This is a genomic window from Methanobrevibacter arboriphilus, from assembly GCF_019669925.1.
Taxonomy (GTDB): domain Archaea; phylum Methanobacteriota; class Methanobacteria; order Methanobacteriales; family Methanobacteriaceae; genus Methanobinarius; species Methanobinarius arboriphilus_A.
Window position 1 is genome coordinate 2356595 of sequence record NZ_AP019779.1, and the last position, 24616, is coordinate 2381210.

The following is a 24616-nucleotide window of genomic DNA, read 5'->3' on the forward strand; positions in this document are numbered from 1 at the left end:
TGTTTGTTATAGTATAATATTTTTAAAATTTATAATTTATTCAAAAACTTAATAGGAGGGAGTAAATGCCTTTTAAAGTTGAAAAAGACTTAATGTTATGTAAAAGAAATTTTAATCGCCCTGGGTGTTGTTGGTATTTGTGTGATGATAGGGATGAAAATATTTGTAATAAATGTTTTTCTTGTTTAAACAATTGTCCTCATGGTGTTTATGAAATGATTAATGGGGATCCATATCCAGTTCATACTAAAAATTGTGTTGGTTGCAGGATATGTGAAGAAATGTGTCCTAATAATGCAATTAATGTTAGTGCTTTAGCTAATGATAAACGAGGAATATGGTCCTATGATACTCTTAATGAAATTTCAAGAAAATCAAATCAGGGTTCTTATAAAATTAGGAGTACTGGATCTGTAAGATCTCTTCCTACATTTGATGATTTAGTTATTACTCCTGCTCAGGTTTCAAGACCTCCTATTGATAAATATCGTGAACCTTGCAGGACTGACGTTGTTTTAGGTGGTAGATTTGCTGAAAAACCACTTAAACTTGATACTCCTGTAATGATTGGTGCAATGTCTTTTGGTGCTCTTAGTAAAGAAGCTAAAATGGCTTTAGCTATTGGTTCTACTATTGCGGGAACTGCTACTAATACTGGTGAAGGTGGAATGCTTCCAGAAGAAAGAAAATTAGCTAATAAATTAATTGCTCAGTATGCTTCTGGTCGTTTTGGAGTTTCTGCTGATTATTTAAATAATGCTGATGCTGTTGAGATTAAGATTGGTCAAGGTGCTAAATCTGGAATGGGTGGACATCTTTTAGGTGAAAAAGTCACTGCTGAAGTTTCAAAAATTAGAAATATTCCTGAAGGTGCTGATGCTCTTTCACCAGCTAGACATATGGATATTGTTGGTCCAGAAGATCTTAGTATGAAAATTTCTCAACTTAGGGAAATTACTAACTGGCAAGTTCCTATTATGGTTAAATTTGCTGCTGGACGTGTTGCTGATGATGTTAAAATAGCTGCTAAAGGTGGAGCTGATATTATAGTTGTTGATGGTATGCAGGGAGGTACTGGTGCAGGACCTGATGTTATAATGGAACATGCAGGAATACCTACATTAGCTGCTATTGTTGAAGCTGATAAAGCACTTAAAGAAGTTAATCTTAGAAGTAGTGTTGATCTTGTTGCTGGTGGTGGAATTAGAAATGGTGCAGATTTAGCTAAAGCTATTGCTCTTGGTGCCGATGCAGTTTATATAGCTACTGCTGCTTTAGTTGCTATTGGTTGTAAAACTTGCCAAATGTGCTTTAAAGGGAACTGTAGAAAAGGTATTGCTACTCAAAATATACAATTACGCCATAGACTTGATTATAAACAAAAAGGAGTTCAAGTTGCTAGATACATTAAAGCTATGACTGAAGAAGCTTGTATGTTAGTTCAACAAGGGGGTAATACTCATATTACTAAAATTGAAAAACAAGATCTTAAATCTTTGACACTTGAAGCTTCTGCTTTAACTGGTGTTGAGATGGCAGGTTCTAATTAGATTTATAAAATTTTAAAATTTAGATAGAAATACTTTATTTCTATAATTTATTTTTATAATTTATTTTTAGATTTTATTTATTTAATTTACTTTTTTATTATATTTTTATAATTTATTTTTAGATTTTATTTTTCTGATTTTACTTTTATATAGATTTTATAAGTTCATAGAAAAACTTTAAAACATTATTTTTATCTTGAATATAATATATTATATATTAAAAAAAGTTATATATGATAAAAACATAATATAATTATACAATAATAAGAATACTTGAATTTAAATAAACTTTACCCTATTTTTGTTTAATAAATTGAAAATAAGATTTTACAAATGTGTTTTTAATATGTTCTTAAATTAGGCATTTTTTTAATCATTTTTTTACTATTATGTTTTATTATCTTATTATTTTATTATTTTATATTTATAATTGTTTTTAATATAGTAATAATTAATTATAACTTGATTTATTAATTTATAATGTTTATTACTATGTTTTATACTATAATTCACAAAAATAATCGGTTTATTTATAATTTTTAGTATTTTATATTATAATTTTTATTACTTTATATTATAACTTTTATTATAATTTATAGTATGATTATTATTTTTAGTATATTTTTTAGTATAATTTATAGATAATTTATATTATTATTAATAGATTAGGTTATTAATAGATTAGGTTATTGATAGATTATACTATTAATTAAAATTGAATTAAATGGACTTCAACATGAATTTTTTTAATGATGGGCTGATGATAGATGAATCGGGATAAAAAAGATCAAAATAATGGAATTAACAAAAAAAATACTAAGAATAGTAGTACTTGTAATAATATTGAGAATAGTACTACTGATTATAATATTGAAAATACTAGTACTGAAATTAATATTGAGAATAATATTAACAATAATGATTTTGATAGTAATGATTTTGAAGAAACTGAGGGTGTTTCTACTATTCTTGGAGATCCAAAAAAAGCTATATTAAAGTTGTCTGGACCAATGATTATAGCTATGATGATCACCTCATTATACAATCTTATAGATGGTGTATGGGTAGCTGGACTTGGTCAAAATGCACTTGCTGCTGTTGGTTTTATAACTCCTATATTCATGGTAGTCATCGGTTTTTCAAATGGTCTTGGTGCTGGAGCTACTGCTGTTATATCAAGATTTATAGGTGAAGGAAGTAAGGATAAAGCTAATAATGCTGCAATACATATAATATTGCTTACAATAATATTCACAATTATAATAATGGTTTCTTTAGGCTTGTTTTTAAGACCTATTCTTGAAATGCTTGGTGCAGGAGTTACTGTTAACCTTGCACTTGCCTATGGTAATATTGTCTTTGCAGGGTCTATATTTATTGTATTTACAGCAGCTGCTTATGGAATACTTCGTGCAGAAGGAAATGTTAAAAAAACTACTTATGCAATGTCTTTAGGAGCTATTCTCAATATAATTCTCGATCCTTTGTTTATATATACTTGGGGTTATGGAATTGCAGGTGCAGGGATTGCAACTGTGTTATCAATGGCTGTTTCAAGTTTTATTATTCTTTACTGGTTTAAGAAGGATACTTATATTAGAATATCCTTAAAATTTTTTGATTTCAGTAAAGATATTTTAAAAAAGATTTTAGCCGTTGGTATTCCTGCTGGTGCTGAGTTTTTAATAATGGCAATACTTGCAGGTTCTTTAAACATGATTTTAGTATCTGTTTCTGGAGCTGATGCTGTAGCTATTTATTCATCTGGTTGGAGAGTTCTTATGATAGCTATTGTTCCAATAATATCAGTATCTATTTCTGTTGTAGCTATTGTTGGAGCTTCATTTGGTGCTAGAAGATATGAAAATTTCAGTATTATTCAAAACTACTCTATTAAAATTGGAACTATAATATCTATTATTACAGCTGTATCTACATTTATTCTTGCACCATATATAGCAATGTTATTTACATATTCTCCTGAAACAGCTGCTTTAAATGGCCCTATAACTGATTTTTTAAGAGTAATGGCTCTATTTTACCTTTTTGTCCCAATGGGTTCAACTGCAGCTTCTATTTTCCAAGGTGTTGGTAAAGGATTGGATTCTTTCATGCTTACAGCTATAAGGGAGTTATTGCTTGTTGTTGTATTTGCTTATATATTAGCTATTCCTCTTGGAATGGGTCAATACGGTGTATGGTGGGGAATTGTAATTGGAAATATAATTGGAAGTTTAATAGCACTGATATGGTCTAAATTATATATAAAAAAAGTTGTAGCTATTAAAGGTGGGGAAAATGAAGCTTTAGAATAACTAATCTAGTTATTTAAACTTTATTTTTTAAAAAAACTAATAATTTATCTTATTTTTCTAATTACTTATATTAACTAATTACTTATATTAAAAATCAGATTGTTTAGCTATGCAGAATCTACAAACTGCATTTGGATTTTCTTTTTGCTTGTCTTTTACAGGACAAAAATAAGTTCCATTTTCATAAGTAACTTTTAAATTTCCTGGAAAAGGAGTTCCAATAGGATGTATTGGTTCATTTAATATGAAGGTAGTATACAAACTGATTATTGTATAAATTAGGGGAAATTTATCATTTTCATATAATTCTTTATTTTTAAATTGTGTTTCTAACAATTCAATAGCTTCTAAAAAATCAGATTCATTAGATATTTTTGAATTATAATAATTTTTATCTTCTCTTACATCTTTTATTCTCATAATAAAGTATTTTATATAGATTTCAAAATATCCTTCTCTGTAGCTTGATTGAACATATTTCCCTTCTTCTCTTAATATTACAGTAGCTAACATAAGGTCATGAACAGAAATTCTATTAGCTAATTTTTTGATAATTTCCATTAAATCTTTCTTTAAAATGTTTTTCCTTGATTTAAATTCATTAAGTTCTTTAAACATTATAAAAACCTTATTTTATATTTAATACTTCTTATTTTACTATTATTTTTATTTTTTTATTTTTTATTATTTGGATATTTTATTATCTTTAATTTTATATTTTTATTAAATTTTTATTAAATTTTTATTCTAAATTTTTATTGTAACTTTTAAAATCAATATCTATTTTAGAAGTAATATTTATTAATGGAGTTCAACAAAATTCTAAAAAGACATATTATTTAAATATAATATGGCTTTATATTAGAATATTAAAAATACATTCATATACATAATTATAGAATACATAAATATACTTACTAATAAAATAAATTAATATTTCAATTATATGACATTTTAATATAAACATTAATACGACTATATAATGGTTTTTTACTAATTATTAGCTATTAAACTAATAATTATCTAGGTAATTTAATAATTATGTTAATTAATTAGGTTAATAATAATATTAATTAGTAGGTTAATAATTATATTAATTAATATGTTAATAACTATTAATTATAATTATTAATTATAATTAATAATGTTATTAATTTTATTATAGCTATTTATTTAAAAATATTAGTAATTTTAAAGATATTAGTAATTTTAGAAATATAATATTCTTATTATACTATAATTGAGAATTATATTGTGTAAGATTAATAAAATGAATGTAATAATATAAGATATAAACATAATATATTAAATAAATAATTACTATTAAATAGAAAATAATTGATATGAGGGATAAAATATGAAAATTGCTATTATAGGTGGAACCGGAGATCAAGGATTAGGATTAGCTTTGCGTTATGCAAAAAGTGGTGAAGATGTTGTTATTGGCTCAAGAAAAGCTGAAAAAGCAGAGAATGCAGTTGCTGAAATTGAAAATCTTTTAGGTAAGACAAATATTGAAAACTTAGAAGGATTGAGTAATCCTGATGCAACAATTATTGCGGATATAATTATATTGACTGTACCTCTTCAAGCTCAAAAAGCTACTTTAGACAGTATAAAAGATTATGTGGATGGTAAAATTATTATTGATGCAACTGCATCACTTAGTTCTAATATTGGAGGATCACCAACTGAATTTGTAGAAGTTTGGGAAGGTTCTGCAGCTGAAAGGACTGCAGCTATTTTAAAAGATAAGGATGTAAGTATTGTGTCTGCATATAGCAATATTTGTTCCTCAAGTTTGATGAATCACGAAGAAAAAATTGATTGTGATTGTTTAGTTTGTGGAGATGATGATGAATCTAAATTAAAAGCAATTGAACTTGTTAATAAACTTCCAGGAGTTAATGCAATTGATTGTGGACCTTTATCAAGAACTAAAATTGTTGAAAAAATTACTCCTTTGTTAATAGGTCTTAATATTAAAAATAAGTCTCATCATGCAGGAATTAGAATAACTGGTTTAGATAAAAAATAATTTATTTAATAAGAATTATATTTAAAAATAATTATGAGTATTATTTGTGCTAGATATTATTTATCTATAAAAATTATTTTTATTAGATTCTTGTAGATATTCTTGTTAGGTATTTTTTTATATATTATAGGTGTTTTTTATCTATATTTTATCTATAATTTCTATATATTTTATCTAATATTTTATTAAATATTTTTATCTATAATTATTATGTTTTGTATGTTTATCCATAATTTCTATATTATGTATTTATTTTATATACATATTTTTTAGATATATTTTTTAGGTATATATTTCAAATAATCTTTATTATAATTTAAATTTATTCAAAAATCATGATTTATTGTATTGAAAATAGTTTATAATCATACTTAGTATGAATTTAAGAGGTATTAAATGCGCGGCTGCTTAACTGATGAAATAGTGACTATAACTATTAAAGAAAACCTTAATCAAAAAGCTATTTCTCTTAATCAGAAAAGTTTTTTTGGAAAGCTTGAAGATAGTGTTCTTGAACTTTCTCTTATTGAGGCTTTTTATTTAATGGAAAATGGAAGGTTGAATATTTATAATGTAGATTCTGATGAAAAATTAGAAATAAATTATATCAGGGAGATTATCAAGAAAAAAGGAAACTATGCAAAGTACTGTGTGTATAATGATTTAAAAGATAGAGGATACATCATAAAAACTGGTTTCAAATATGGTTCTGAATTTAGACTTTATGAAAGGGGAAAGTCTCCAGGAGATGGTCATTCTGAATATCTTGTAAAAATCATACATGAAGATTATGATATTAATGCTTTAGATTTTGCTAGCTATGTAAGGGTATCTCATGGTGTTAAAAAAAGCCTTTTAATGGCTGTTGTAGATGATGAAGAGGATATTACTTACTATAAAATAGAATGGACTAGACCTTAATTTATATATATTATAGATTTTTTAAATATATAATATATTAATATACTAAGTTTATATTATTATCTTATACTGTTGATTATTGTTTTGTATTTTTATTATTTATATTTGTTTGATTGTATATTGATTTCTATTGATGGTAATATTGGTTCGTATTTGTATTGATTATAGTATTAATTATAGTATTGATTTAATAGTTTGTATTTGTATTTATTGTAGTATTAGTTTGTATTTCTTGCATTTGTATTGATTGAGTATTGATTTTAGTATTATATTAGAAGTTTTAGGTGATTTTTTGATTGACCCATGGGCATCATCATCAGTTGATTATGATAAATTAGTAAATAAATTTGGAATAAAAAAATTTTCCAGTGTTTTAAAAGATATTGAAGATCCATTACCTCTCATGACAAGAGGAGTTATATTTGGACATAGAGATTTTGAGAAAATAATTCCTTTGGTAAACAAAAACAAGGAATTTGCTGTTGTTTCAGGCATGATGCCAAGTGGAAAGATGCATATAGGCCATAAAATGGTTGTAGATCAACTTAAATGGTATCTTAAAAAAGGTGGAAATTTATCTTTACCTATAGCTGATATGGAATCATATGGTGCACGAGGGATTGATTTTAATCAGGCAAAAGAAATGGCTGTTACAGAATATTTATCTAATTATATTGCCCTTGGGCTTGATTTAACTGATGAAAATGTTTTGGTTTATTTACAGTCAGAACATGATCCTGTTAAAAATTTGGCTTTTGAATTATCTAAAAAAACTAATTTCAATGAATTAAAAGCTATATATGGGTTTTCTCCATCTACAAGTATATCTCATTTATATGCTCCTATTGTTCAGGTAGCTGATATTTTACTTCCTCAAATAGAAGAATATGGTGGTCCGAAACATGTTGTTGTCCCTGTTGGTGTAGATCAGGATCCTCATATAAGATTAACTCGTGATATTTCTGATAGATTTAAATCTAAATATGGTTTTATTCCTCCTTCTTCTACATATCATAGATTTCTTACAGGGCTTACTGGAGGTAAGATGTCAAGTAGTGATCCAAAAACAGCTATTTACTTAAATGACTCTCCAAATGAAGCTGAAAAGAAAGTTAAATCAGCTAAAACTGGTGGTCGTGAAAGTTTAGAAGAGCAAAAAAAACTTGGTGGTTGTCCTGATCAATGTGTTGTTTATGAAATGTTAGTATATCATTTAATTGATGATGATGATGAACTTAAAAATGTTTATGAGAATTGTAAAAATGGAACTTTGCTTTGTGGAGAATGTAAAACAATTACTGCAGAAAAAATGAAAAAATTCTTTGAAAGATTAGCTGATAAGAGGGAAGAGTCATTAGAAATCGCAAAAACTCTTTTATAATTTTTAAAATAACATTTTTTGAGTTATTTTTTATTCAAAATTAATTTAAGATTTAAAAAACTTAACTTAAAAAATCTAATGTAAAAAGCTTAATTTTATTATTTTTAATAATAAATTATTAAAATTATTTATTATTAAAACTATTTAATTCATTAAATAATATATTATTTATAGAATGATTTACTAATATATTAATTCATTTGGAATCTTTTATTAAATAGATTCTTAATGATTTAATTAAAATCGATTAAAATTTAATTAATAGGTGGTATACTGCAAAATATTAGATATTATTTTTCTATTATATGGGATGAGTTGAAGAGTGCATTTTCAGAGAACAAATTTATAATCTTATTTTCAACATTGTTATTTGTTATTCCAATGCTTTTTGGATACTTTTTTGCATCTTATATTTCAGAAGCTATGAATCCTGTGATTAATTCTTTTCGTGAAAGAGTTCAACAAGGAGATATCCAATTAACTCATGATTCAATATTTTTTAATAATGTATATGTTGGTATAATATTATATTGTGGAGCTATAACCTTTGGTTTGTTAACTGCTTCTGTTTTAATTTCTAATGGTGTTTTTATTGGATATTTTGCGACTAAAATGCCTTTGTATTCATTTTTACTTTTAACATTACCTCATGGAATATTTGAAATTCCTGCTATTATTATTGCAGGCTCAAGTGGATTTATCATGTTTAAATTCTTAGTTGAATTTTTTAAAGGTATTGTTAAACCAGTTATTACTAATGATGAGGTTAGATTATCAGTAAAAAATAGGATAGCTAATTCTTTAAATAATAATATAAATAGATTAACTCAATCTTTAGTTTTATTAGGTTTTTCAGTTGTATTATTTATAATAGCTGCATTTATAGAGGCTTATCTTACTATAGGCATAGCTAGACTTTTCATGATCTTCTAATCATTATAATATTATTTTTTTAGAGAGAAATTATATTTATATTTTTTATAATTTTGTAAATAATAATTATTTATAAATAATAATTATAATTTTTATAAACAATATTTTTAATTTTATTAAATAATTTTTATAAATATATTCATAACTTTATAAATAATTTTTATATTTTTTATAAAAATAGTTTTTATATTTTTAGGGATATATTCATAATATTTATATATCATTTATAATTTTATAATTTTTTAACATTGAATTTGTGATTATATATTAAATTTATATATTATTATCAATAAAAAATAATATATTATTGTATGTTAGGTGATTATAATAGATTTAATTTATAATAAAATAATTATATTATATTTTTTGCTTATCAAAATAGTTTTATATTAAATTTTTTTATATTAAAGTGGTTTTATGATTGTATGTGTAAATTGTAATACAAAATATAAGGATAATGAAGTTATATACACTTGTAAAGAGTGTGGTTCTGTATTAGAAGTAGGTATAGATATTGAAAATTTAGATATTTCTAAAGATATTTTTGATTGTAGAAAAGATACATTATGGAAGTATAAAGAGTTTATGCCAGTTGATGAAACTAAGATGGTTTCTTTAGATGAAGGTGGAACTCCATTTTGTAAATGTGATAAGTTAGGCAGTGAACTTGGAATTGAACTTTTTGTTAAAGTAGAAGGTTCAAACCCAACTGGAAGTTTTAAAGATCGTGGTATGAGTGTTGGGATGACTAAAGCTATGGAACTTGGTGTGGATACTGTTGGTTGTGCTTCTACTGGTAATACTTCTGCATCACTTGCAGCTTATGCAGCTAGAGCTGGTCTTAGATGTGTTGTTCTTCTTCCGAGTGGAAAAGTAGCTCTCGGAAAGTTAGCTCAGGCAATGTTCCATGGAGCAGAAGTACTTTCAGTTACTGGTAATTTTGATGAAGCTCTTGAAGCTGTAACAGCTCTTGCTCTTGAAAAACATTTATATCTTCTTAATTCTATTAATCCTTATAGACTTGAAGGACAAAAATCAATTGGATTTGAAATTGTTCATGAACTTGGATGGAAATCTCCAGACAGGATTATTTTACCAGTAGGTAATGCTGGAAATATTTCTGCTATTTGGAAAGGAGTCACTGAATTTTATAAGGCAGGTTTTATTGATAGTCTTCCTATGATGACTGGTATTCAAGCAGAAGGTGCATGTCCAATTGTAAATGCTTTTAGAAAGAATACTATGGATCTGGTTCCAACAGAAAATCCTGAAACTATAGCTACAGCTATTAGAATTGGAGCTCCAGTAAGTTCTATTAAAGCTTTGAGAGCTATTTATGATTCTAATGGTTTTGCTGAAACTGTTACTGATGATGAGATTTTAGAAGCTCAAAAGGAACTTGCAAGAAAAGAAGGAATAGGGGTTGAACCTGCATCAGCTGCTTCAATAGCAGGTCTTAAAAAACTTGTTGCCGAAGGAATAATTGATAAAGGTGAACAAGTTGTATGTATAGTTACTGGACATCTGCTTAAAGATCCAAACACTGCTATCAATGCTTGTGTTGAACCTATCGAGATTGATGCAGATGTTGATGCTTTAAAAAAAGTTTTATTAAATAAATAATTTTTAAATATTTTTACTTATTTTTTGAATATTATTATTTATTCTTTTATTTTATTATTTTTTATTATTCTATTTTTAATTTCATTATTATTATTAATATTATTATTTTAGTTTTATTATTACTAATCTTATTATTAATTTTATTAAAATTAATATTGTTATTAATACCATTATTTTATTATCAAATTATTCTATTTTTTTACTAGATTTTTATTTTATTTTTTATTTTCATTATTTTTGAAACGTATTTCTATTTAAAGTATGTTATTATTTCTATAATTTCTGCAAAATTTATTAATTATTAAACTTGACTTTATTTTTATAATATTAATTCTATATTTTTGAAATCATAATTGTAATGGCTATGAGTTGAGCTTAATTTATGAAAATTTTATCTAAATTTATTTAGTTAAGTGGTCTTGTATAGATATCGAATAATGAAAAATTCCAATCTTTAATATAAAATAAAATTGACTAGGTTGGTGGGATATTGAAATTTACTAATTTAGAACCAATATATTTATATATGATGAAAGATACACTTATAATTACAAAATTATGAGGTGAAAATATGGAATTACCAATTGCTCCTATCGGTAGAATCTTAAAAAACGCTGGTGCTGACAGAGTCAGTGACGGTGCTAAAGAAGCATTAGCTGAAGCAATCGAAGAATGTGGAAACGACATTGCTGCTAAAGCTGTTGGATTTGCAAGACATGCTGGTAGAAAAACTGTAAAAGTAGAAGATATTAAATTGGCTACAAAAACTTGTAGTTAATTATATATAAATAGTTAATGGTTTTACTTTTAGTAAAACTATTCAATACTATATAGTAATGATATACAGTAAGGATATTATTTGCTTTTAGTATTGGTTTATTTGTAAGATATTTTCTATTTTATTTTTTTATTTCTAAGAACTATATATTTCTAATTTTTTATTTCTAGTTTTTTATTTCTAATTATTTAATTTGTTAATATATTTTATGAGTTTATTTCTATTTTGCTTTATATTGAATACTATTATTTAATATTAGATATTTATATTTAAATATTGAATTTTATATATTGAATTAATCAATAATTAATATGCAACTTTATATTTATAGAAGTTATTTATTAAAAGTTAAATATTATGATAATATAAATAATAATAACTACTTTTTAATATAATAATTAGGTATATAATTAGAATTTAGAATCAGATATTGAAAAACTTTATAAGCTATGAAAATATATTTATTATAGTCTATTCTCAAGACTTTATATTTCATTAATATTTTTATTAATATTTTAAATGATTTTATCTGAATTGTTTTAATATTATTCAGAATTCTAAATTTTTGAGATTATAAGGCTATAATTGATGCAATTAGTTTTTAACTATTGTGTAATGATGTTTTAGCTAAAATCAATAATTATATTTAATAATATTTTTGTTGATATCTTAATTTTAGCTTATTTTATTTTCATAGTCAATTTAGTTCTTTTTATAGACATTTATAAAATATTTAATATGATATACTTATTATAACAGCAGATAATTTATAATATTAAGTAATCTCTAATAAAATGATATATTAAATAATATTATAGTATTATTAGATAATATTATAGTATTTTAAATTATTATAGTATTTATTATTTATAGTGATTATTATAATGTTTTTAAAAAATAATGTTTTTAAAACTGCAGTTATAATATTTGCCGATGGATGGCAAATGCCAGATGAAAAAGGAGGTAAATAATATGGCAAAAGCAATTTATGTAAAATTTGACACCCCACAAGAAATAGCTGAAAAAGCTGAAGAAGCATTAGAAACCGCAAGGAATACTGGAAAAGTAGCTAAAGGAACTAACGAAGTTACTAAATTTATAGAAAGAGGAAATGTAGAATTAGTTGTAATTGCAGAAAATGTTGATCCTGCAGAGATTGTTGCACACATTCCTGTTCTTGCTGAAGAAAAAGAAATTCCTTATGTTTACTTGCCTACCAAAGAAGAAGTTGGTGGAGCAGCAGGTTTGAATGTTGGTACTGCTTCAGCTGCTATTGTTGATGCTGGTGAAGCTGAAGAGCTAGTAAAAGAAGTTGTGGAAAAAGTCGAAGAACTTAAAAATTAATTATTTTAATAATTAATTATTTTTCTTGATCTGTTTAAAGAGCATTAAATAATAAAATGCTCTAAAATTATTAACAGGTGATTATATGGAAGAAGGAAGTCCAGCAGAAGTCATTGAAGTTTTGAAAAGAACTGGAATGACTGGTGAGGTAATGCAAGTTAAGTGCAGAATCCTCGATGGAAGAGACAAGGGAAGAATATTAACTCGAAATATTATGGGTCCTGTTAGACAAGGCGATATTTTGATGTTATTAGACACAATTAGAGAAGCTAAGGAGATTAAGACTCCTTAATTGGCTATGGCTTTATGCTGTGCTTTAGCTAGATATTAGGATATTCTTAATTAACTTAAATTCTAAAGGTGAATATAATGAGAACTTGTTCATTTTGTAAAGAAGAGATAGAAGAAGGTACTGGAAAAATGTATGTTAAAAAAGATGGTTCCATATACTTCTTCTGTAGTAGTAAATGTGAAAAAAATATGATTAAGCTTGGAAGAGTTCCAAGAAAAGTTAAATGGGTAAAAGAAAATTAATATTATGGTGATATAACTAAGTTATATTATCAAATAATATTATTTCATTTATTTATTGTTAGGTATTTTTAGGTATTTAATATTCATTTAATATTTATTTATTAATGCTTATTAATAACTTAATTTTAGCTATAAACTAGATTAGATACATGATTAGTAGCTATAATGGTTTATTTAGCTATAAAAATTAGATATGAATTTCATAATTTCATGATTTAATAATCTAATAATTATCTATTAATAACTATTCTATTGTATTACTTAATTATATTAATTTTTAATATTAATTAATTATTAATATTAATTAATAATTAGTATTAATTAATAATTAATTTAATAATAAATAATAAATTTAATAAATATAATGCTAAATCTAATAATAAATTTAATTCATAAATTAATTCATGAGGTTAAAAAGATGATGGAAAAAAGCTTTGTTATGATGAAACCTGATGCTGTGCAAAGAAGAATCATGGGAAAAATTTTAACTAGATTTGAAGAAAAAGGACTTCAAGTTGTAGCTGCAAAACTTTTAAAGATAGATGAAGATCTTGCAAAAGAGCATTATGGTGAACATTCTGAAAAACCTTTTTTCAATGATTTAGTTAGTTATATAACTTCATCTCCTTCATTTGCTATGGTAATTAAAGGTGATGATGCGATATCATTGATTAGAAAGATAGTTGGTGCTACTAATCCTAAAGAAGCAGATCTTGGTACTATAAGAGGAGATTTTGCAATGGATATGGGTAGAAATATTATACATGCTTCTGATTCTCCAGCTTCTGCTGAAAGGGAGATATCTTTATTTTTCAATGAAGATGAAATTTGTGAATATAAAATAGCTGATGACCCTTGGATTTATGAATAAATATTTATTAGAATAATATTTGTTAATTTTTAATCATACTATAAAATTATAAATTAGAAAATTATGAAGATTCGATCCCCTATTGTATCTGTTCTTGGCCATGTGGATCATGGTAAAACAACTCTCCTTGATTTTATCAGAGGAAGTACTATTGCATCTAAAGAAGCTGGTGGAATAACCCAACATATCGGTGCTACTGAAATACCTATAGAGACAATAGAAAATATATGTGGAAATTTCATTGGAAAATTATCTATTCAAAAAGATATCCCTGGTTTATTTTTTATTGATACTCCTGGTCATGAAGCTTTTACTAGTCTTAGAAAACGTGGAGGAGCATTAGCAGACTTAGCTATTCTTATTGTGGATATTAATGAAGGTTTTAAACCTCAGACTTTCGAAGCTTTAAACATTCTTAAAATGTATAAAACTCCTTTCATAATAGCTGCAAATAAAATAGATAGGATTTTTGGATGGGAAACTCATAAAAACACTTCATTTTCAAAATCTTTTTCAAATCAAGCTCAAAATACTCAATTGAATTTAGATAAACAAATTTATGAACTGGTTGGAATTTTACATAAAGAAGGATTTCAATCTGAAAGATTTGATCGTATAACTGACTTTTCTTCTCAAATTAGTATTATTCCTATTAGTGCTAAGTCTGGAGAAGGAATTGTAGAGTTACTTGCAATGTTACTTGGACTTGCTCAAGAATATCTAACTGAACAATTAAAAATTGAGGAAAATTCTCCTGCAAAAGGAACGGTTTTAGAAATTAAAGAAGAAACTGGGCTTGGAGTTACAGTAGATGCTATTATATATGATGGTATTCTAAAAAAGGATGATGAAGTTGCTTTGATGGAAGTAGGAGATGTTCTTACAACTAAAATTAGGTCAATTTTAAGACCTCTTCCTTTAGAAGAGATGAGAGATTCAAAGAAAAAGTTTAAAAAAGTTAATGAAGTAGTAGCTGCAGCTGGTATAAAAATTGCAGCTCCTAATCTTGATAATGTTATTTCCGGTTCTCCTTTGAGAGTAACTAAAGATGGAGATCATGTTAAAGAGGAAATTTTAAGGGAAATTGAAGATATCACAATCCATACCAATGAAAATGGAGTAATGGCTAAAGCCGATACTCTTGGTTCTCTTGAAGCTCTTGTAAATTTATTACAGTCTATGGATATTCCAATTAGAACTGCTGAAATTGGAGATGTTTCTAAAAGAGATGTTATTAATGCATCTATTGTACAGCAAGAAGATCCATCTCATGGGGTTATAATTGCTTTTAATGTTAAAGTTCACCCAACTGCCCAAGAAGAATTGGATAATTCTGAGATAAAACTCTTTTCTGGTAATGTAATATATCAAATTACTGAAGAATATGATGTTTGGATTAAAGAAAAAGAAAAAGAGCAGAGACAAAAGTGGTTGGATGCTATAATTAAACCTGCAAAAATTAGAATTATTCCTAAACTTATATTTAGGCAGAGTAAACCTGCTATTGCAGGAATTGAGGTTCTCAGTGGAACTATAAAGCAAGGTTTATCTTTAATGAATCATAATGGGAATGTTGTTGGATCCATTGAAAGTATGCAGGACAAAGGAGATAATCTACCTTCTATAAGCAAAGGTCAAAAAGTTGCAATGGCAATTAAGGATGCGATTGTTGGAAAAGATTTTGAAGAAGGAGATAATCTATATGTTGATATTCCAGAAAAGCATTATAAAATTTTAGAAAGAGAATTTAAGGATAAATTAACTGAAGATGAATTTGAAACCTTAAATGAAATATTAACTATCAAAAGAAAAATTGATCCTGATTGGGGTACATTTGGACTTTTTGAATAAGGTTAATAAAATTATAAGCTTAATTAATAATAGATAATCTAATATTAATAAAATTAATATTAATAAAGTTAATATTAATAAAGTTAATAAAATTAATAATTAGATTAGTAATAAATCTAGAGTAATAAAACTAGAATAAATTATAAAATAATAATAGATTTTAAAATTATAAGATTTTAAAATTATAATAAATACAATAAAACTAATAAAATAGATTAATTAGATTAATAATACTTAATAAATTATTAATTATATTAATAATAAAACTAATAATAATAAAACTAATAAAAATATTAATAATAAAAATAATATAATGGGTTATAATAAATATATAGTAAATATAGATTATATGTTAAGATAAAATATGTTATATTTATATGTATAGATTATAATTAATTTAGATTATATTGAATTTTTGTTAGATTGAATTTTTATTTGTTCTCAATTATTGAAGATCAATCGTTTAAATTTGTTTAAAGGAGGAATTTTTTGGTATTTAAAGTTGTTATTTCAGAAAAAGAAGAAAGTCATCAAATTGAAGTAGATACTAATGAAAGACAAATCATTGGTTTAGCTATTGGTGATGAATTAAGTGGGGATTTAATAGGACTCGATGGATATACTTTAAAAATTACTGGTGGTAGTGATAAAAATGGTTTTCCAATGAAAAAAGATATCGAAGGTCCTAGAAGGATTAAAAGTTTATTATCTGGTGGTATAGGTTACAAACCTAAAGCTGATGGTGTTAAAAGAAGAAAAACATTAAGAGGAAATACTATATCTGATGATATTGTTCAAATTAACACTATTGTAACTGAAGCAGGTAATAAATCTATTGATGCTATACTTAATCCAAGTACTGATGAAGATGAGTCTTCAGAAGAATAATTTGGTTATTTATAGTTATTTTATTATCAGTGAAATATTATGTATGGAATTGTAGAATATTTTCAAAATAAAAACACAGCAGGTGTAATCTGTGAAAGTACAGTCTGATGTTAACATAGGGCTAGTGGGTCATGTCGATCATGGTAAAACAACTCTTACCAAAGCATTATCAGGTATCTGGACAGATACTCACAGCGAAGAAACAAAAAGAGGCATATCTATTCGTTTAGGTTATGCTGATATTGAATTTAGAAAATGTAACAAGTGTGGTGAACCTTTATGCTATACAACAGCGATAACTTGTGAGCACTGTGGAGAAGAAACTGAATTTTTAAGAAAAGTATCTTTTGTTGATGCTCCTGGGCATGAAACCCTTATGGCTACTATGTTATCTGGTGCTGCAATAATGGATGGTGCAGTTCTTGTAATAGCTGCTAATGAATACTGTCCTCAACCTCAAACTAAAGAACATTTAATGGCTCTTGATGTTATTGGAGTAACCGATGTTATTGTTGTTCAAAATAAGATAGATATAGTTTCTAAAGAAAGAGCTATTGAGAGCTATAATGAGATTCAAGAGTTTGTAAAAGGTACTTGTGCAGAAGGCGCACCAATTATTCCTGTTTCAGCTCAACAAGGAGCTAATATTGATATATTAATTGATGCTATTGATAAAAAAATTAAAACTCCAATTAGAGATCCAAATAAACCTTCTAGAATGCATGTTGCTAGGTCTTTTGATATTAATAAACCTGGTTCTCATCCTAATGATATTAGAGGGGGAGTTATCGGTGGAACTTTGATTCAAGGTACATTAAAAGAAGGTCAAGATATTGAAATCCGTCCAGGTATTGAAAATAAGAGGGATGGAAGAAATGCTTGGATATCTTTACAATCAAAAATTGTTGGATTGAATGTTGGTGGAGAAGACGTTGATGAAGTTGGACCTGGAGGACTTATAGGTGTAGCTACTAAATTAGATCCATCACTTACAAAAGCAGATTCTCTTTCTGGTTCTGTAGCTGGAGAACCTGGAACTCTTCCTGATGTTTTACATAGCTTTGAAATGGAAACTCATCTTTTAGATCGTGTTGTTGGCACTAAAGAAGAAAGAGATGTAGCTCCAATTAAAATTAAAGAGCCTTTAATGATAAACTGTGGTACAACTACTACAATTGGTGTTGTAACAAAAGTTAAAGGTAATGTTCAAGTAACTTTAAAATTACCTGTTTGTGCTGACAAAGGAGATAGGGTAGCTTTGAGTCGTAGAGTTGGAGCTCGTTGGAGATTGATTGGTTATGGAATCATCCAATAGTAATTTTAAAAATTGTTGTGAAAAAGAGATCATAATAGATACAAATTTTTCATGATTCCCTTTCAGTTCAATGTTGATATAATAGATGAACTTGAAAAAGCTTTTCCTTCTTATAAATTAGCTACTACAAAATTTATAATAAATGAGTTGGTTGGTTTAAAGAAAAATTTAAAAGGCAAAAATAGGGTTGCAGCAGGAATTGGTCTTAAAATAGCCAAATCTGGAGTTGTTGAGATAAAAGATGTTTCTTTAAATAAAGACGAATCTGTTGATGATGCTTTAATTAGAATTTCGAAAGTTTTAGCAACAAATGATATTGAACTAAAAAAAAGAGCAAGAAAAAAAGGCATACCTGTTGTTTATTTGCGTCAAAAGAAATATGTTGTCTTTGATGGGTATTTGGAATAGTAATATTAAATAATTATTATTAATCCTTCTAAATATTTAAAATACAACTTTAATAATTTTATTAAAATTTTTTAAATTATTAATTTTATTAAATTATTATAATTATATAGAATAATATTATAATAATGCTAATAATTTATAGTAATATTATAATAATGTATAGTAATTAAATATTAATAATGGTGGAAATATGAATTTATGGACTGAATTAAATCCCGGATCTGAATTTCCTGAAGTAATAAATACGGTAATCGAAATTCCTAAAGGATCAAGAAACAAGTATGAATATGATAAAGATATGGAAGCTTTTGCTTTAGATAGAGTTTTGTACTCTTCAGTAGTTTATCCTGCTGATTATGGATTTATTCCTCAAACTGTTTATGATGATGGGGATCCTATGGATATTATGGTATTAATGGAACAACCAACTTTTCCAGGTTGTGTTATTGCTTCAAAACCAATTGGAATAATGGGGATGATTGATGGTGGAGACAAAGATTATAAAATCTTAGCTGTTCCTGTGGATGATCCTAAATTTAAAGATATTAATGATATATCTGATGTTCCATCACATATCTTAGATGAGATTGCAGAGTTCTTTAAAACTTATAAAAATCTTGAAGGTAAAGAAGTGGAAGTTCTTAATTGGGATAACGCTGAAATGGCTAAAAAAGAAGCTATTAGATCTATTGAGTTGTATAAAGAGAAATATTAGGATAATATCATATATTAGTATTATATAATCTCATTATTATATAATCTTAAATTCATTCAAAACATTAGATTTATTAATATATTAGATTTATTAAAATATTAGATTTATTAAAATATTAGATTTATTCAAAAATTAAATTTATTCAAAATCTTAAATTCATTCAATATTAAATAATATTTATCAATAAATTAATTATGAGGGATTTAGTTGTACTATTTAACAAAAATTGAGGATACTGTGAGAATTCCTCCTTATAAGTTTGAGGATCCTCTGGAAGAAGTAGCTATTGAAACTCTTAATGAGACTTATAACGGCAGACTTGATAAAAAATTAGGTTTGCTTGTTAGTGTTAACAATATAGAGGTCATTGGTGAAGGTAAAGTAATAATGGGCGATGGTGCTGCTTATCATGAGGTAGTTTTCAATGCAGTGTTCTTTAAACCCGAATTATATGAAATAATTGATGGTGAAGTAATTGAAATAGCTGAATTTGGAGCTTTTATTCGTATTGGTCCAATGGATGGTTTAGTTCATGTTTCTCAAGTCACAGACGATTATATTAATTATGATTCTAAAAGAGGAGCATTACTTGCTAAAGAATCTAAAAAAACTCTTGAAGAAGGAAACTTTGTCAGAGCTAGAATTGTTGCTGTTAGTTTAAAGGGTAAATCCACTAAAGAAACTAGGATTGGGCTTACTATGAGACAGCCTAACTTAGGAAGGTTTGAGTGGATTGAAGATGAGAAAAATAAAAGTAAAAAATAATACATAAAAGTATTATTTGTTTTAATTATCAGGAAGTATTATAAATGAGTATTAAAGCTTGTACTTCATGTAAAAGAATATCTACTAGAGAACGTTGTCCAGTTTGTAATAACCCTACTTCAACTAATTGGAGTGGTCTTTTAATAATTATAGATCCAGAAAATTCGGATATAGCTAAAGAATTGCATATTGAATTACCTGGAGAATATGCTCTTAGAGTAAGATGATTTGGCTATGACTTTGATTAATGATTATAAAACTAAAAATTTAAAAATTTCATATGAGATTTAAGAGGTATAATAGTGTTAATATTAGATGAAACTGATAGGAATAAGTTTAAAAAGCCATTAGGTAAATTATATCCTTTCTTTGAAGATGCTTTACCTGAAATTATTTCATCTAAATTTTTAATATCTGTTGGAGATGAGACTACCAATAATCTTCACAGTAAAAATATTTATCCAAATATTAGTATAATTGATAACTTAATTCAAAGAAAAATTCATAATAATAAAATAATTCATAATAATGAGTTTAATCATAATGAAAATGTTTTATTTACAAAGAATCCTCCAGGAACTATCACTGATGAACTATGGGAAACCATAGATCTAGCTATCAAAAAAGCAACAAATGATGATGTAAAACAATTAATTGTTGTAGAAGGGGAAGAAGATCTTGCAGTTCTTCCATGTATTGTTATGGCTCCTGATAATGCGGTTGTTTTATATGGACAACCTAATGAAGGATTAGTATTTTTAAACGTTTTTGAAGTAAAAAAAAGAGCTAATGAGCTACTTAAATTGTTCAAAAAAGTAGATAATTGAAATTATTAAAAATAAAGTTTTATTAAGTTAAAGAGGCTTAAAAATGGAAATTGACATTTTAAATAAGAAAGAAAATAAAGTATTAGATAGAACTGAGGTTAAATTTGATTGTATTTATTCTGGTGAGGCTACACCTAAATTATTAGATGTTAAAAGTAAGTTAGTAGCTTTATTAGATTCTAAAAAAGATTTAATTGTGGTTGATTCACTTCAACCTCATTATGGTCAAACTAAAGCTTCTGGCTATGCAAAGATTTATGGTTCAATTGAAAGTTTGGAAAATATTGAAACTGAACATGTATTAGCTAAAAATAAAGAAGTTGAAGTTGTTGAAGATGATGAATCTGAAGAATCAGAATAAAAATCTGAATCTGAAGAACACTTGTATAATTATTGTATAATATAATAGTCTGGAGGGACTAAATTATGAAAAAATCTACACTTTACGAAGTTGATGGTGATAAATTAAAAAGGAAAAATCCGTTTTGTCCTCGTTGTTCTGGTGGTGTATTTATGGCTGATCATGGTGATAGATATGCTTGTGGAAAATGTGGATATACTGAGATTAAAAACAAAGATTAATTTTTCTTTTTAATTTTTTTATTTTATAAAAATTTTTAATATTCTATTAGCTTATTATATTTAGTTTTATTAAATAATTTTATTAATTTTTATCAATATTTTTATTAGTTTTATTATTTTTATCATTATTTTTTTATTATTATTTTTATTACTATCTTTATTATTTTTATTAATATATGTATTCATTATTAATTTTATTATTAGTTTTATTATTACTTTTATTATAATTTTAAAATATATTATTATTTTATAATTTATTCCATTTTATTATTCTTTTTAATATGTTCTTAAGTTTCTAATTTATTTTTATTAAATTATTTTATTAATTGTTTTTTCTTAATTCATTTCTATTAAAAATTTTCCAATTCAGATATTTATTTTATAAATAATAAAAATTTCATTTTTAAACTTATAAAAATAGAAAATTTTTATAAATAAGATAAAAATTAATAAGTATATGTAACTACTAAATAGAAATTAGAATAAAAATATAATTATACATAAAAGATTTGATAGATTTTTATTAAGCTTATTTTTATTAGATTTAAATTAATAAAAATTAAAACATTATAAGAATGATATTATAGAATCTTAGAATTATTATACTAATATTGGAATATTTTAAATTAGAATTATTATAAAAATTAAATTTATATAATTTTTTATAGGTATATTTAATTGAAAGGTGTATTTAATTGAATTTAAGAAGTGGAAGACTAGATAAGAAGATGACAGAAGATGCTGCTATATATACATCTTCACTTGATGCTGATAGGTATATTTTTGATAGTGATGTTAAGTGTAACTTTGCACATGTATTGATGTTAAAAAATGAGGATATAATTGATGAAGAAATAGCTGATAAGATACTTGAAGCTTTAACTAAATTAAAAGAAGAAGGTTTTGAAGCACTTAATTTTGATCATTCTGTTGAAGATATCCATATGGCAGTTGAAAATTATGTTACTGACATGGTTGGTGAAGGGGTAGCAGGTTTTATGCACACTGCTAAGTCAAGAAATGATCAAGTGGCTACTGATGTTAGATTAACACTTAGGTCTAAAATTATTGAGGTTCAAATAGCTATTTTGGAATTTATTGAAGGATTAGTAAAATTAGCTGAAGAACATAAAGAAACAGTTACCATAGGTTATACTCACCTTCAACATGCTCAACCAATTACCATGGCTCATAATTTTATGGCTTATGCTCAAGCACTAAGAAGAGATTATGAAAGGTTAAATGATACTTATAAAAGAGTTAATCAAAATCCTCTTGGTTCAGCAGCTATGACTACAACTAGTTTTCCAATTAATAGGGAGCTTACTACAAAACTTCTTGGGTTTGATAGCTATCTTGAAAATTCCATGGATGGAGTTTCAGCTCGAGACTTTATATCTGAAACTGTTTTTGATTTAGCTACTTTAACAACAAGTTTATCTAAAATGTGTGAAGAATTGGTTCTTTGGAGTACTTATGAGTTTGGGATTATTGAGATAGCTGATGAATTTTCTTCCACATCTTCAATTATGCCTCAAAAAAAGAATCCTGATGTAGCTGAGGTTGCTAGAGCTAAATCTACTATAATCAATGGGGAGTTGGTTACTATTATGACTATATTAAAGGCTATTCCTTATACTTATAATAGAGATTTACAAGAAATAACTCCTCACCTTTGGAACTCATTAGAAGTAGCATATAATACTTTAAAAATCGTTTCAGAGATGGTATTGTCTATAAAAATTAATAAAAAAAGATGTTTAGAATTAGCAGGTGCTAATTTTGGAACTGTTACTGATTTAGCTGATGTTATGGTTAGAGAAGCTAAGATTCCATTTAGAACAGCTCATAAAATTGTTGGTCGTTTAGTGAACCTCTCTATTGAAATGGGCTTAGAAATAGAGGATATAGATTCTAGATTTATTGATGGAATAGCTAATGATTTAGGCTTTGATAAGTTAAAATTATCCAATGATTTAATTCAAAAATCACTTGATCCTCTTGAAAACGTTAAAATGAGACAAGTTCCAGGTGGACCTTCTCCAGAGATGGTTCAGTTAGCTTGTAATAATATGAAAGAATTTTTAAAAGAAGAATTTGATAAAAAATGTATTGAAAAATAATTTTTCAAGATCAATAATGAGTTTTTATATTTCTAATTCATCTAACCTTCTTTCTATTTCTTCATCAGTTAGTTCTTCTTCACATTCTGTTTCTTCATACTCTTTTTCTTGGTTTTCTGTTTTTTCTTTATTTTTTTTATCTTTTTTAGACTTGGATTTTTCAATTTTTAATTTTAGCTCATAATCTTCCTTTATTTCTTTAGCTATTTTTTCATCACCCTCAATTACTGGTCCAGTATAATCACAATCTTTACATTCCCATACAGACCAATTTTGAGGAATTATCCAATCGACATTTTTTGATCCACATCTTGGACATATTTTCATTTTATCAACCTTTCAATTTTAATTATATATAATATTTTAACTTTATATGTTTTCATTTTAACTATTTTGTAATTTTGTGGTATATAACATAAAATATTATTTTTTATAGTATTATTTTTTATAGAGTATTTTTTAATAGAGTAGTATTCTTTATAGAGTATCATTTTTTATAGATATTATAATATAAAGAATGACTATGAAGAATAATTATGAAGAATAATTATTTTTTGGATAATATTATATACAATTAAATACATAATATTACTATGAAATCTAATAACACCAATTTAGCTATAGGAATTATTGCTATTATAGCAGGTATTTTAGTGATTGTTTTCCCAAATATTGTTGCTTATGTAATAGGATTAGTTCTAATTGCATATGGAGTATTAAACTTTTTATAATTTGATTTTAAGTTTAATATAGTCTAAAAAGACTTTAATGTTTTTAGTGTTTCCATTTTTTATATAATTAGCGAGAGCTATATTATATATTTTTTTGTTTTTTATTATATTTTTAAAATTAAA

26 protein-coding genes are annotated in these 24616 nt (G+C 25.6%); 24 read left to right on the forward strand and 2 right to left on the reverse strand.

Annotation, left to right across the window (positions count from 1 at the left end; translation table 11 throughout):
- Positions 1-65: 65 nt before the first annotated feature.
- Positions 66-1550 (forward strand): glutamate synthase-related protein, encoded by a 1485-nt coding sequence (locus MarbSA_RS10145; protein ID WP_221061558.1) that lies wholly within the window; start codon positions 66-68, stop codon positions 1548-1550.
- 767 nt (positions 1551-2317) lie between these two features.
- A complete protein-coding gene (locus MarbSA_RS10150) occupies positions 2318-3865 on the forward strand; it encodes an MATE family efflux transporter (protein ID WP_221061559.1) in 1548 nt (515 codons plus the stop codon).
- An 87-nt stretch (positions 3866-3952) separates the two neighbouring features.
- On the opposite strand, the gene MarbSA_RS10155 is transcribed toward MarbSA_RS10150, so the two are convergent.
- Positions 3953-4483, reverse strand: a complete 531-nt coding sequence (locus tag MarbSA_RS10155; protein ID WP_221061560.1) for a DUF2115 domain-containing protein — start codon at positions 4481-4483, stop codon at positions 3953-3955.
- Between the two features lie 739 nt (positions 4484-5222).
- On the opposite strand from MarbSA_RS10155, the gene npdG reads away from it, so the two are divergent.
- From npdG to argH, 21 genes are all read left to right on the forward strand, one after another.
- The gene (gene npdG, locus MarbSA_RS10160) at positions 5223-5903 is read left to right on the forward strand and encodes an NADPH-dependent F420 reductase (RefSeq protein ID WP_221061561.1); all 681 of its coding nucleotides are present in this window, start codon (positions 5223-5225) and stop codon (positions 5901-5903) included.
- Positions 5904-6299: 396 nt separating this feature from the next.
- The gene (gene endA / locus MarbSA_RS10165; RefSeq protein ID WP_221061562.1) at positions 6300-6824 is read left to right on the forward strand and encodes a tRNA-intron lyase; all 525 of its coding nucleotides are present in this window, start codon (positions 6300-6302) and stop codon (positions 6822-6824) included.
- 292 nt (positions 6825-7116) lie between these two features.
- Positions 7117-8205 (forward strand): tryptophan--tRNA ligase, encoded by a 1089-nt coding sequence (locus tag MarbSA_RS10170; protein ID WP_054835719.1) that lies wholly within the window; start codon positions 7117-7119, stop codon positions 8203-8205.
- 315 nt (positions 8206-8520) lie between these two features.
- Positions 8521-9138 carry a stage II sporulation protein M gene (locus MarbSA_RS10175; RefSeq protein ID WP_054835718.1) on the forward strand — a complete coding sequence of 206 codons (618 nt, stop codon included), beginning with the start codon at positions 8521-8523 and terminating at the stop codon, positions 9136-9138.
- 417 nt (positions 9139-9555) lie between these two features.
- Positions 9556-10761: a threonine synthase gene (gene thrC / locus MarbSA_RS10180; protein WP_221061563.1), complete on the forward strand. Its 1206-nt coding sequence runs from the start codon at positions 9556-9558 to the stop codon at positions 10759-10761.
- Positions 10762-11332: 571 nt separating this feature from the next.
- Positions 11333-11539 (forward strand): histone family protein, encoded by a 207-nt coding sequence (locus MarbSA_RS10185; RefSeq protein ID WP_042703701.1) that lies wholly within the window; start codon positions 11333-11335, stop codon positions 11537-11539.
- A gap of 972 nt (positions 11540-12511) precedes the next feature.
- Entirely contained in the window at positions 12512-12883 is a 372-nt protein-coding gene (gene rpl7ae, locus MarbSA_RS10190) for a 50S ribosomal protein L7Ae (protein WP_042703703.1), read from the forward strand.
- Positions 12884-12968: 85 nt separating this feature from the next.
- Positions 12969-13175 carry a 30S ribosomal protein S28e gene (locus MarbSA_RS10195; protein ID WP_042703705.1) on the forward strand — a complete coding sequence of 69 codons (207 nt, stop codon included), beginning with the start codon at positions 12969-12971 and terminating at the stop codon, positions 13173-13175.
- Positions 13176-13252: 77 nt separating this feature from the next.
- Positions 13253-13417, forward strand: a complete 165-nt coding sequence (locus MarbSA_RS10200; RefSeq protein WP_042703707.1) for a 50S ribosomal protein L24e — start codon at positions 13253-13255, stop codon at positions 13415-13417.
- A gap of 418 nt (positions 13418-13835) precedes the next feature.
- Entirely contained in the window at positions 13836-14288 is a 453-nt protein-coding gene (gene ndk, locus MarbSA_RS10205) for a nucleoside-diphosphate kinase (protein WP_221061564.1), read from the forward strand.
- A 63-nt stretch (positions 14289-14351) separates the two neighbouring features.
- Positions 14352-16139, forward strand: coding sequence for a translation initiation factor IF-2 (gene infB / locus MarbSA_RS10210; RefSeq protein WP_221061565.1), 1788 nt, complete (start codon positions 14352-14354; stop codon positions 16137-16139).
- Positions 16140-16628: 489 nt separating this feature from the next.
- Positions 16629-17027 (forward strand): 30S ribosomal protein S6e, encoded by a 399-nt coding sequence (locus tag MarbSA_RS10215; protein ID WP_042703709.1) that lies wholly within the window; start codon positions 16629-16631, stop codon positions 17025-17027.
- A gap of 91 nt (positions 17028-17118) precedes the next feature.
- A complete protein-coding gene (locus MarbSA_RS10220) occupies positions 17119-18342 on the forward strand; it encodes a translation initiation factor IF-2 subunit gamma (protein WP_221061566.1) in 1224 nt (407 codons plus the stop codon).
- A 51-nt stretch (positions 18343-18393) separates the two neighbouring features.
- Positions 18394-18750 carry a type II toxin-antitoxin system VapC family toxin gene (locus MarbSA_RS10225; protein ID WP_042703712.1) on the forward strand — a complete coding sequence of 119 codons (357 nt, stop codon included), beginning with the start codon at positions 18394-18396 and terminating at the stop codon, positions 18748-18750.
- 190 nt (positions 18751-18940) lie between these two features.
- Positions 18941-19465 carry an inorganic diphosphatase gene (locus MarbSA_RS10230; RefSeq protein ID WP_042703713.1) on the forward strand — a complete coding sequence of 175 codons (525 nt, stop codon included), beginning with the start codon at positions 18941-18943 and terminating at the stop codon, positions 19463-19465.
- A 207-nt stretch (positions 19466-19672) separates the two neighbouring features.
- Positions 19673-20230: a DNA-directed RNA polymerase gene (locus tag MarbSA_RS10235; RefSeq protein WP_042703714.1), complete on the forward strand. Its 558-nt coding sequence runs from the start codon at positions 19673-19675 to the stop codon at positions 20228-20230.
- Between the two features lie 50 nt (positions 20231-20280).
- The gene (gene spt4 / locus MarbSA_RS10240) at positions 20281-20457 is read left to right on the forward strand and encodes a transcription elongation factor subunit Spt4 (RefSeq protein WP_197272560.1); all 177 of its coding nucleotides are present in this window, start codon (positions 20281-20283) and stop codon (positions 20455-20457) included.
- A 69-nt stretch (positions 20458-20526) separates the two neighbouring features.
- A complete protein-coding gene (locus tag MarbSA_RS10245; RefSeq protein ID WP_394325789.1) occupies positions 20527-21057 on the forward strand; it encodes a GTP-dependent dephospho-CoA kinase family protein in 531 nt (176 codons plus the stop codon).
- 43 nt (positions 21058-21100) lie between these two features.
- A complete protein-coding gene (locus MarbSA_RS10250) occupies positions 21101-21418 on the forward strand; it encodes a 30S ribosomal protein S24e (protein ID WP_054835661.1) in 318 nt (105 codons plus the stop codon).
- A gap of 65 nt (positions 21419-21483) precedes the next feature.
- Positions 21484-21639, forward strand: coding sequence for a 30S ribosomal protein S27ae (locus tag MarbSA_RS10255; RefSeq protein WP_042703721.1), 156 nt, complete (start codon positions 21484-21486; stop codon positions 21637-21639).
- A 695-nt stretch (positions 21640-22334) separates the two neighbouring features.
- Positions 22335-23762, forward strand: a complete 1428-nt coding sequence (gene argH / locus MarbSA_RS10260; protein WP_221061567.1) for an argininosuccinate lyase — start codon at positions 22335-22337, stop codon at positions 23760-23762.
- Positions 23763-23786: 24 nt separating this feature from the next.
- Here the strand turns inward: argH and MarbSA_RS10265 are convergent, their stop codons facing one another.
- Entirely contained in the window at positions 23787-24089 is a 303-nt protein-coding gene (locus tag MarbSA_RS10265) for a hypothetical protein (protein ID WP_054835517.1), read from the reverse strand.
- Positions 24090-24355: 266 nt separating this feature from the next.
- On the opposite strand from MarbSA_RS10265, the gene MarbSA_RS10270 reads away from it, so the two are divergent.
- Positions 24356-24493, forward strand: coding sequence for a hypothetical protein (locus MarbSA_RS10270; RefSeq protein ID WP_169835751.1), 138 nt, complete (start codon positions 24356-24358; stop codon positions 24491-24493).
- The last annotated feature ends 123 nt before the right edge of the window (positions 24494-24616 follow it).

Coding starts and splice junctions, on each gene's coding strand:
- MarbSA_RS10145 (WP_221061558.1), top strand. CDS start 66: ATGCCTTTTAAAGTTGAAAAAGACTTAATGTTATGTAAAAGAAATTTT.
- MarbSA_RS10150 (WP_221061559.1), top strand. CDS start 2,318: ATGAATCGGGATAAAAAAGATCAAAATAATGGAATTAACAAAAAAAAT.
- MarbSA_RS10155 (WP_221061560.1), bottom strand. CDS start 4,483: ATGTTTAAAGAACTTAATGAATTTAAATCAAGGAAAAACATTTTAAAG.
- npdG (WP_221061561.1), top strand. CDS start 5,223: ATGAAAATTGCTATTATAGGTGGAACCGGAGATCAAGGATTAGGATTA.
- endA (WP_221061562.1), top strand. CDS start 6,300: ATGCGCGGCTGCTTAACTGATGAAATAGTGACTATAACTATTAAAGAA.
- thrC (WP_221061563.1), top strand. CDS start 9,556: ATGATTGTATGTGTAAATTGTAATACAAAATATAAGGATAATGAAGTT.
- MarbSA_RS10185 (WP_042703701.1), top strand. CDS start 11,333: ATGGAATTACCAATTGCTCCTATCGGTAGAATCTTAAAAAACGCTGGT.
- rpl7ae (WP_042703703.1), top strand. CDS start 12,512: ATGGCAAAAGCAATTTATGTAAAATTTGACACCCCACAAGAAATAGCT.
- MarbSA_RS10195 (WP_042703705.1), top strand. CDS start 12,969: ATGGAAGAAGGAAGTCCAGCAGAAGTCATTGAAGTTTTGAAAAGAACT.
- MarbSA_RS10200 (WP_042703707.1), top strand. CDS start 13,253: ATGAGAACTTGTTCATTTTGTAAAGAAGAGATAGAAGAAGGTACTGGA.
- ndk (WP_221061564.1), top strand. CDS start 13,836: ATGATGGAAAAAAGCTTTGTTATGATGAAACCTGATGCTGTGCAAAGA.
- infB (WP_221061565.1), top strand. CDS start 14,352: ATGAAGATTCGATCCCCTATTGTATCTGTTCTTGGCCATGTGGATCAT.
- MarbSA_RS10225 (WP_042703712.1), top strand. CDS start 18,394: ATGATTCCCTTTCAGTTCAATGTTGATATAATAGATGAACTTGAAAAA.
- MarbSA_RS10230 (WP_042703713.1), top strand. CDS start 18,941: ATGAATTTATGGACTGAATTAAATCCCGGATCTGAATTTCCTGAAGTA.
- MarbSA_RS10250 (WP_054835661.1), top strand. CDS start 21,101: ATGGAAATTGACATTTTAAATAAGAAAGAAAATAAAGTATTAGATAGA.
- MarbSA_RS10255 (WP_042703721.1), top strand. CDS start 21,484: ATGAAAAAATCTACACTTTACGAAGTTGATGGTGATAAATTAAAAAGG.
- MarbSA_RS10265 (WP_054835517.1), bottom strand. CDS start 24,089: ATGAAAATATGTCCAAGATGTGGATCAAAAAATGTCGATTGGATAATT.
- MarbSA_RS10270 (WP_169835751.1), top strand. CDS start 24,356: ATGAAATCTAATAACACCAATTTAGCTATAGGAATTATTGCTATTATA.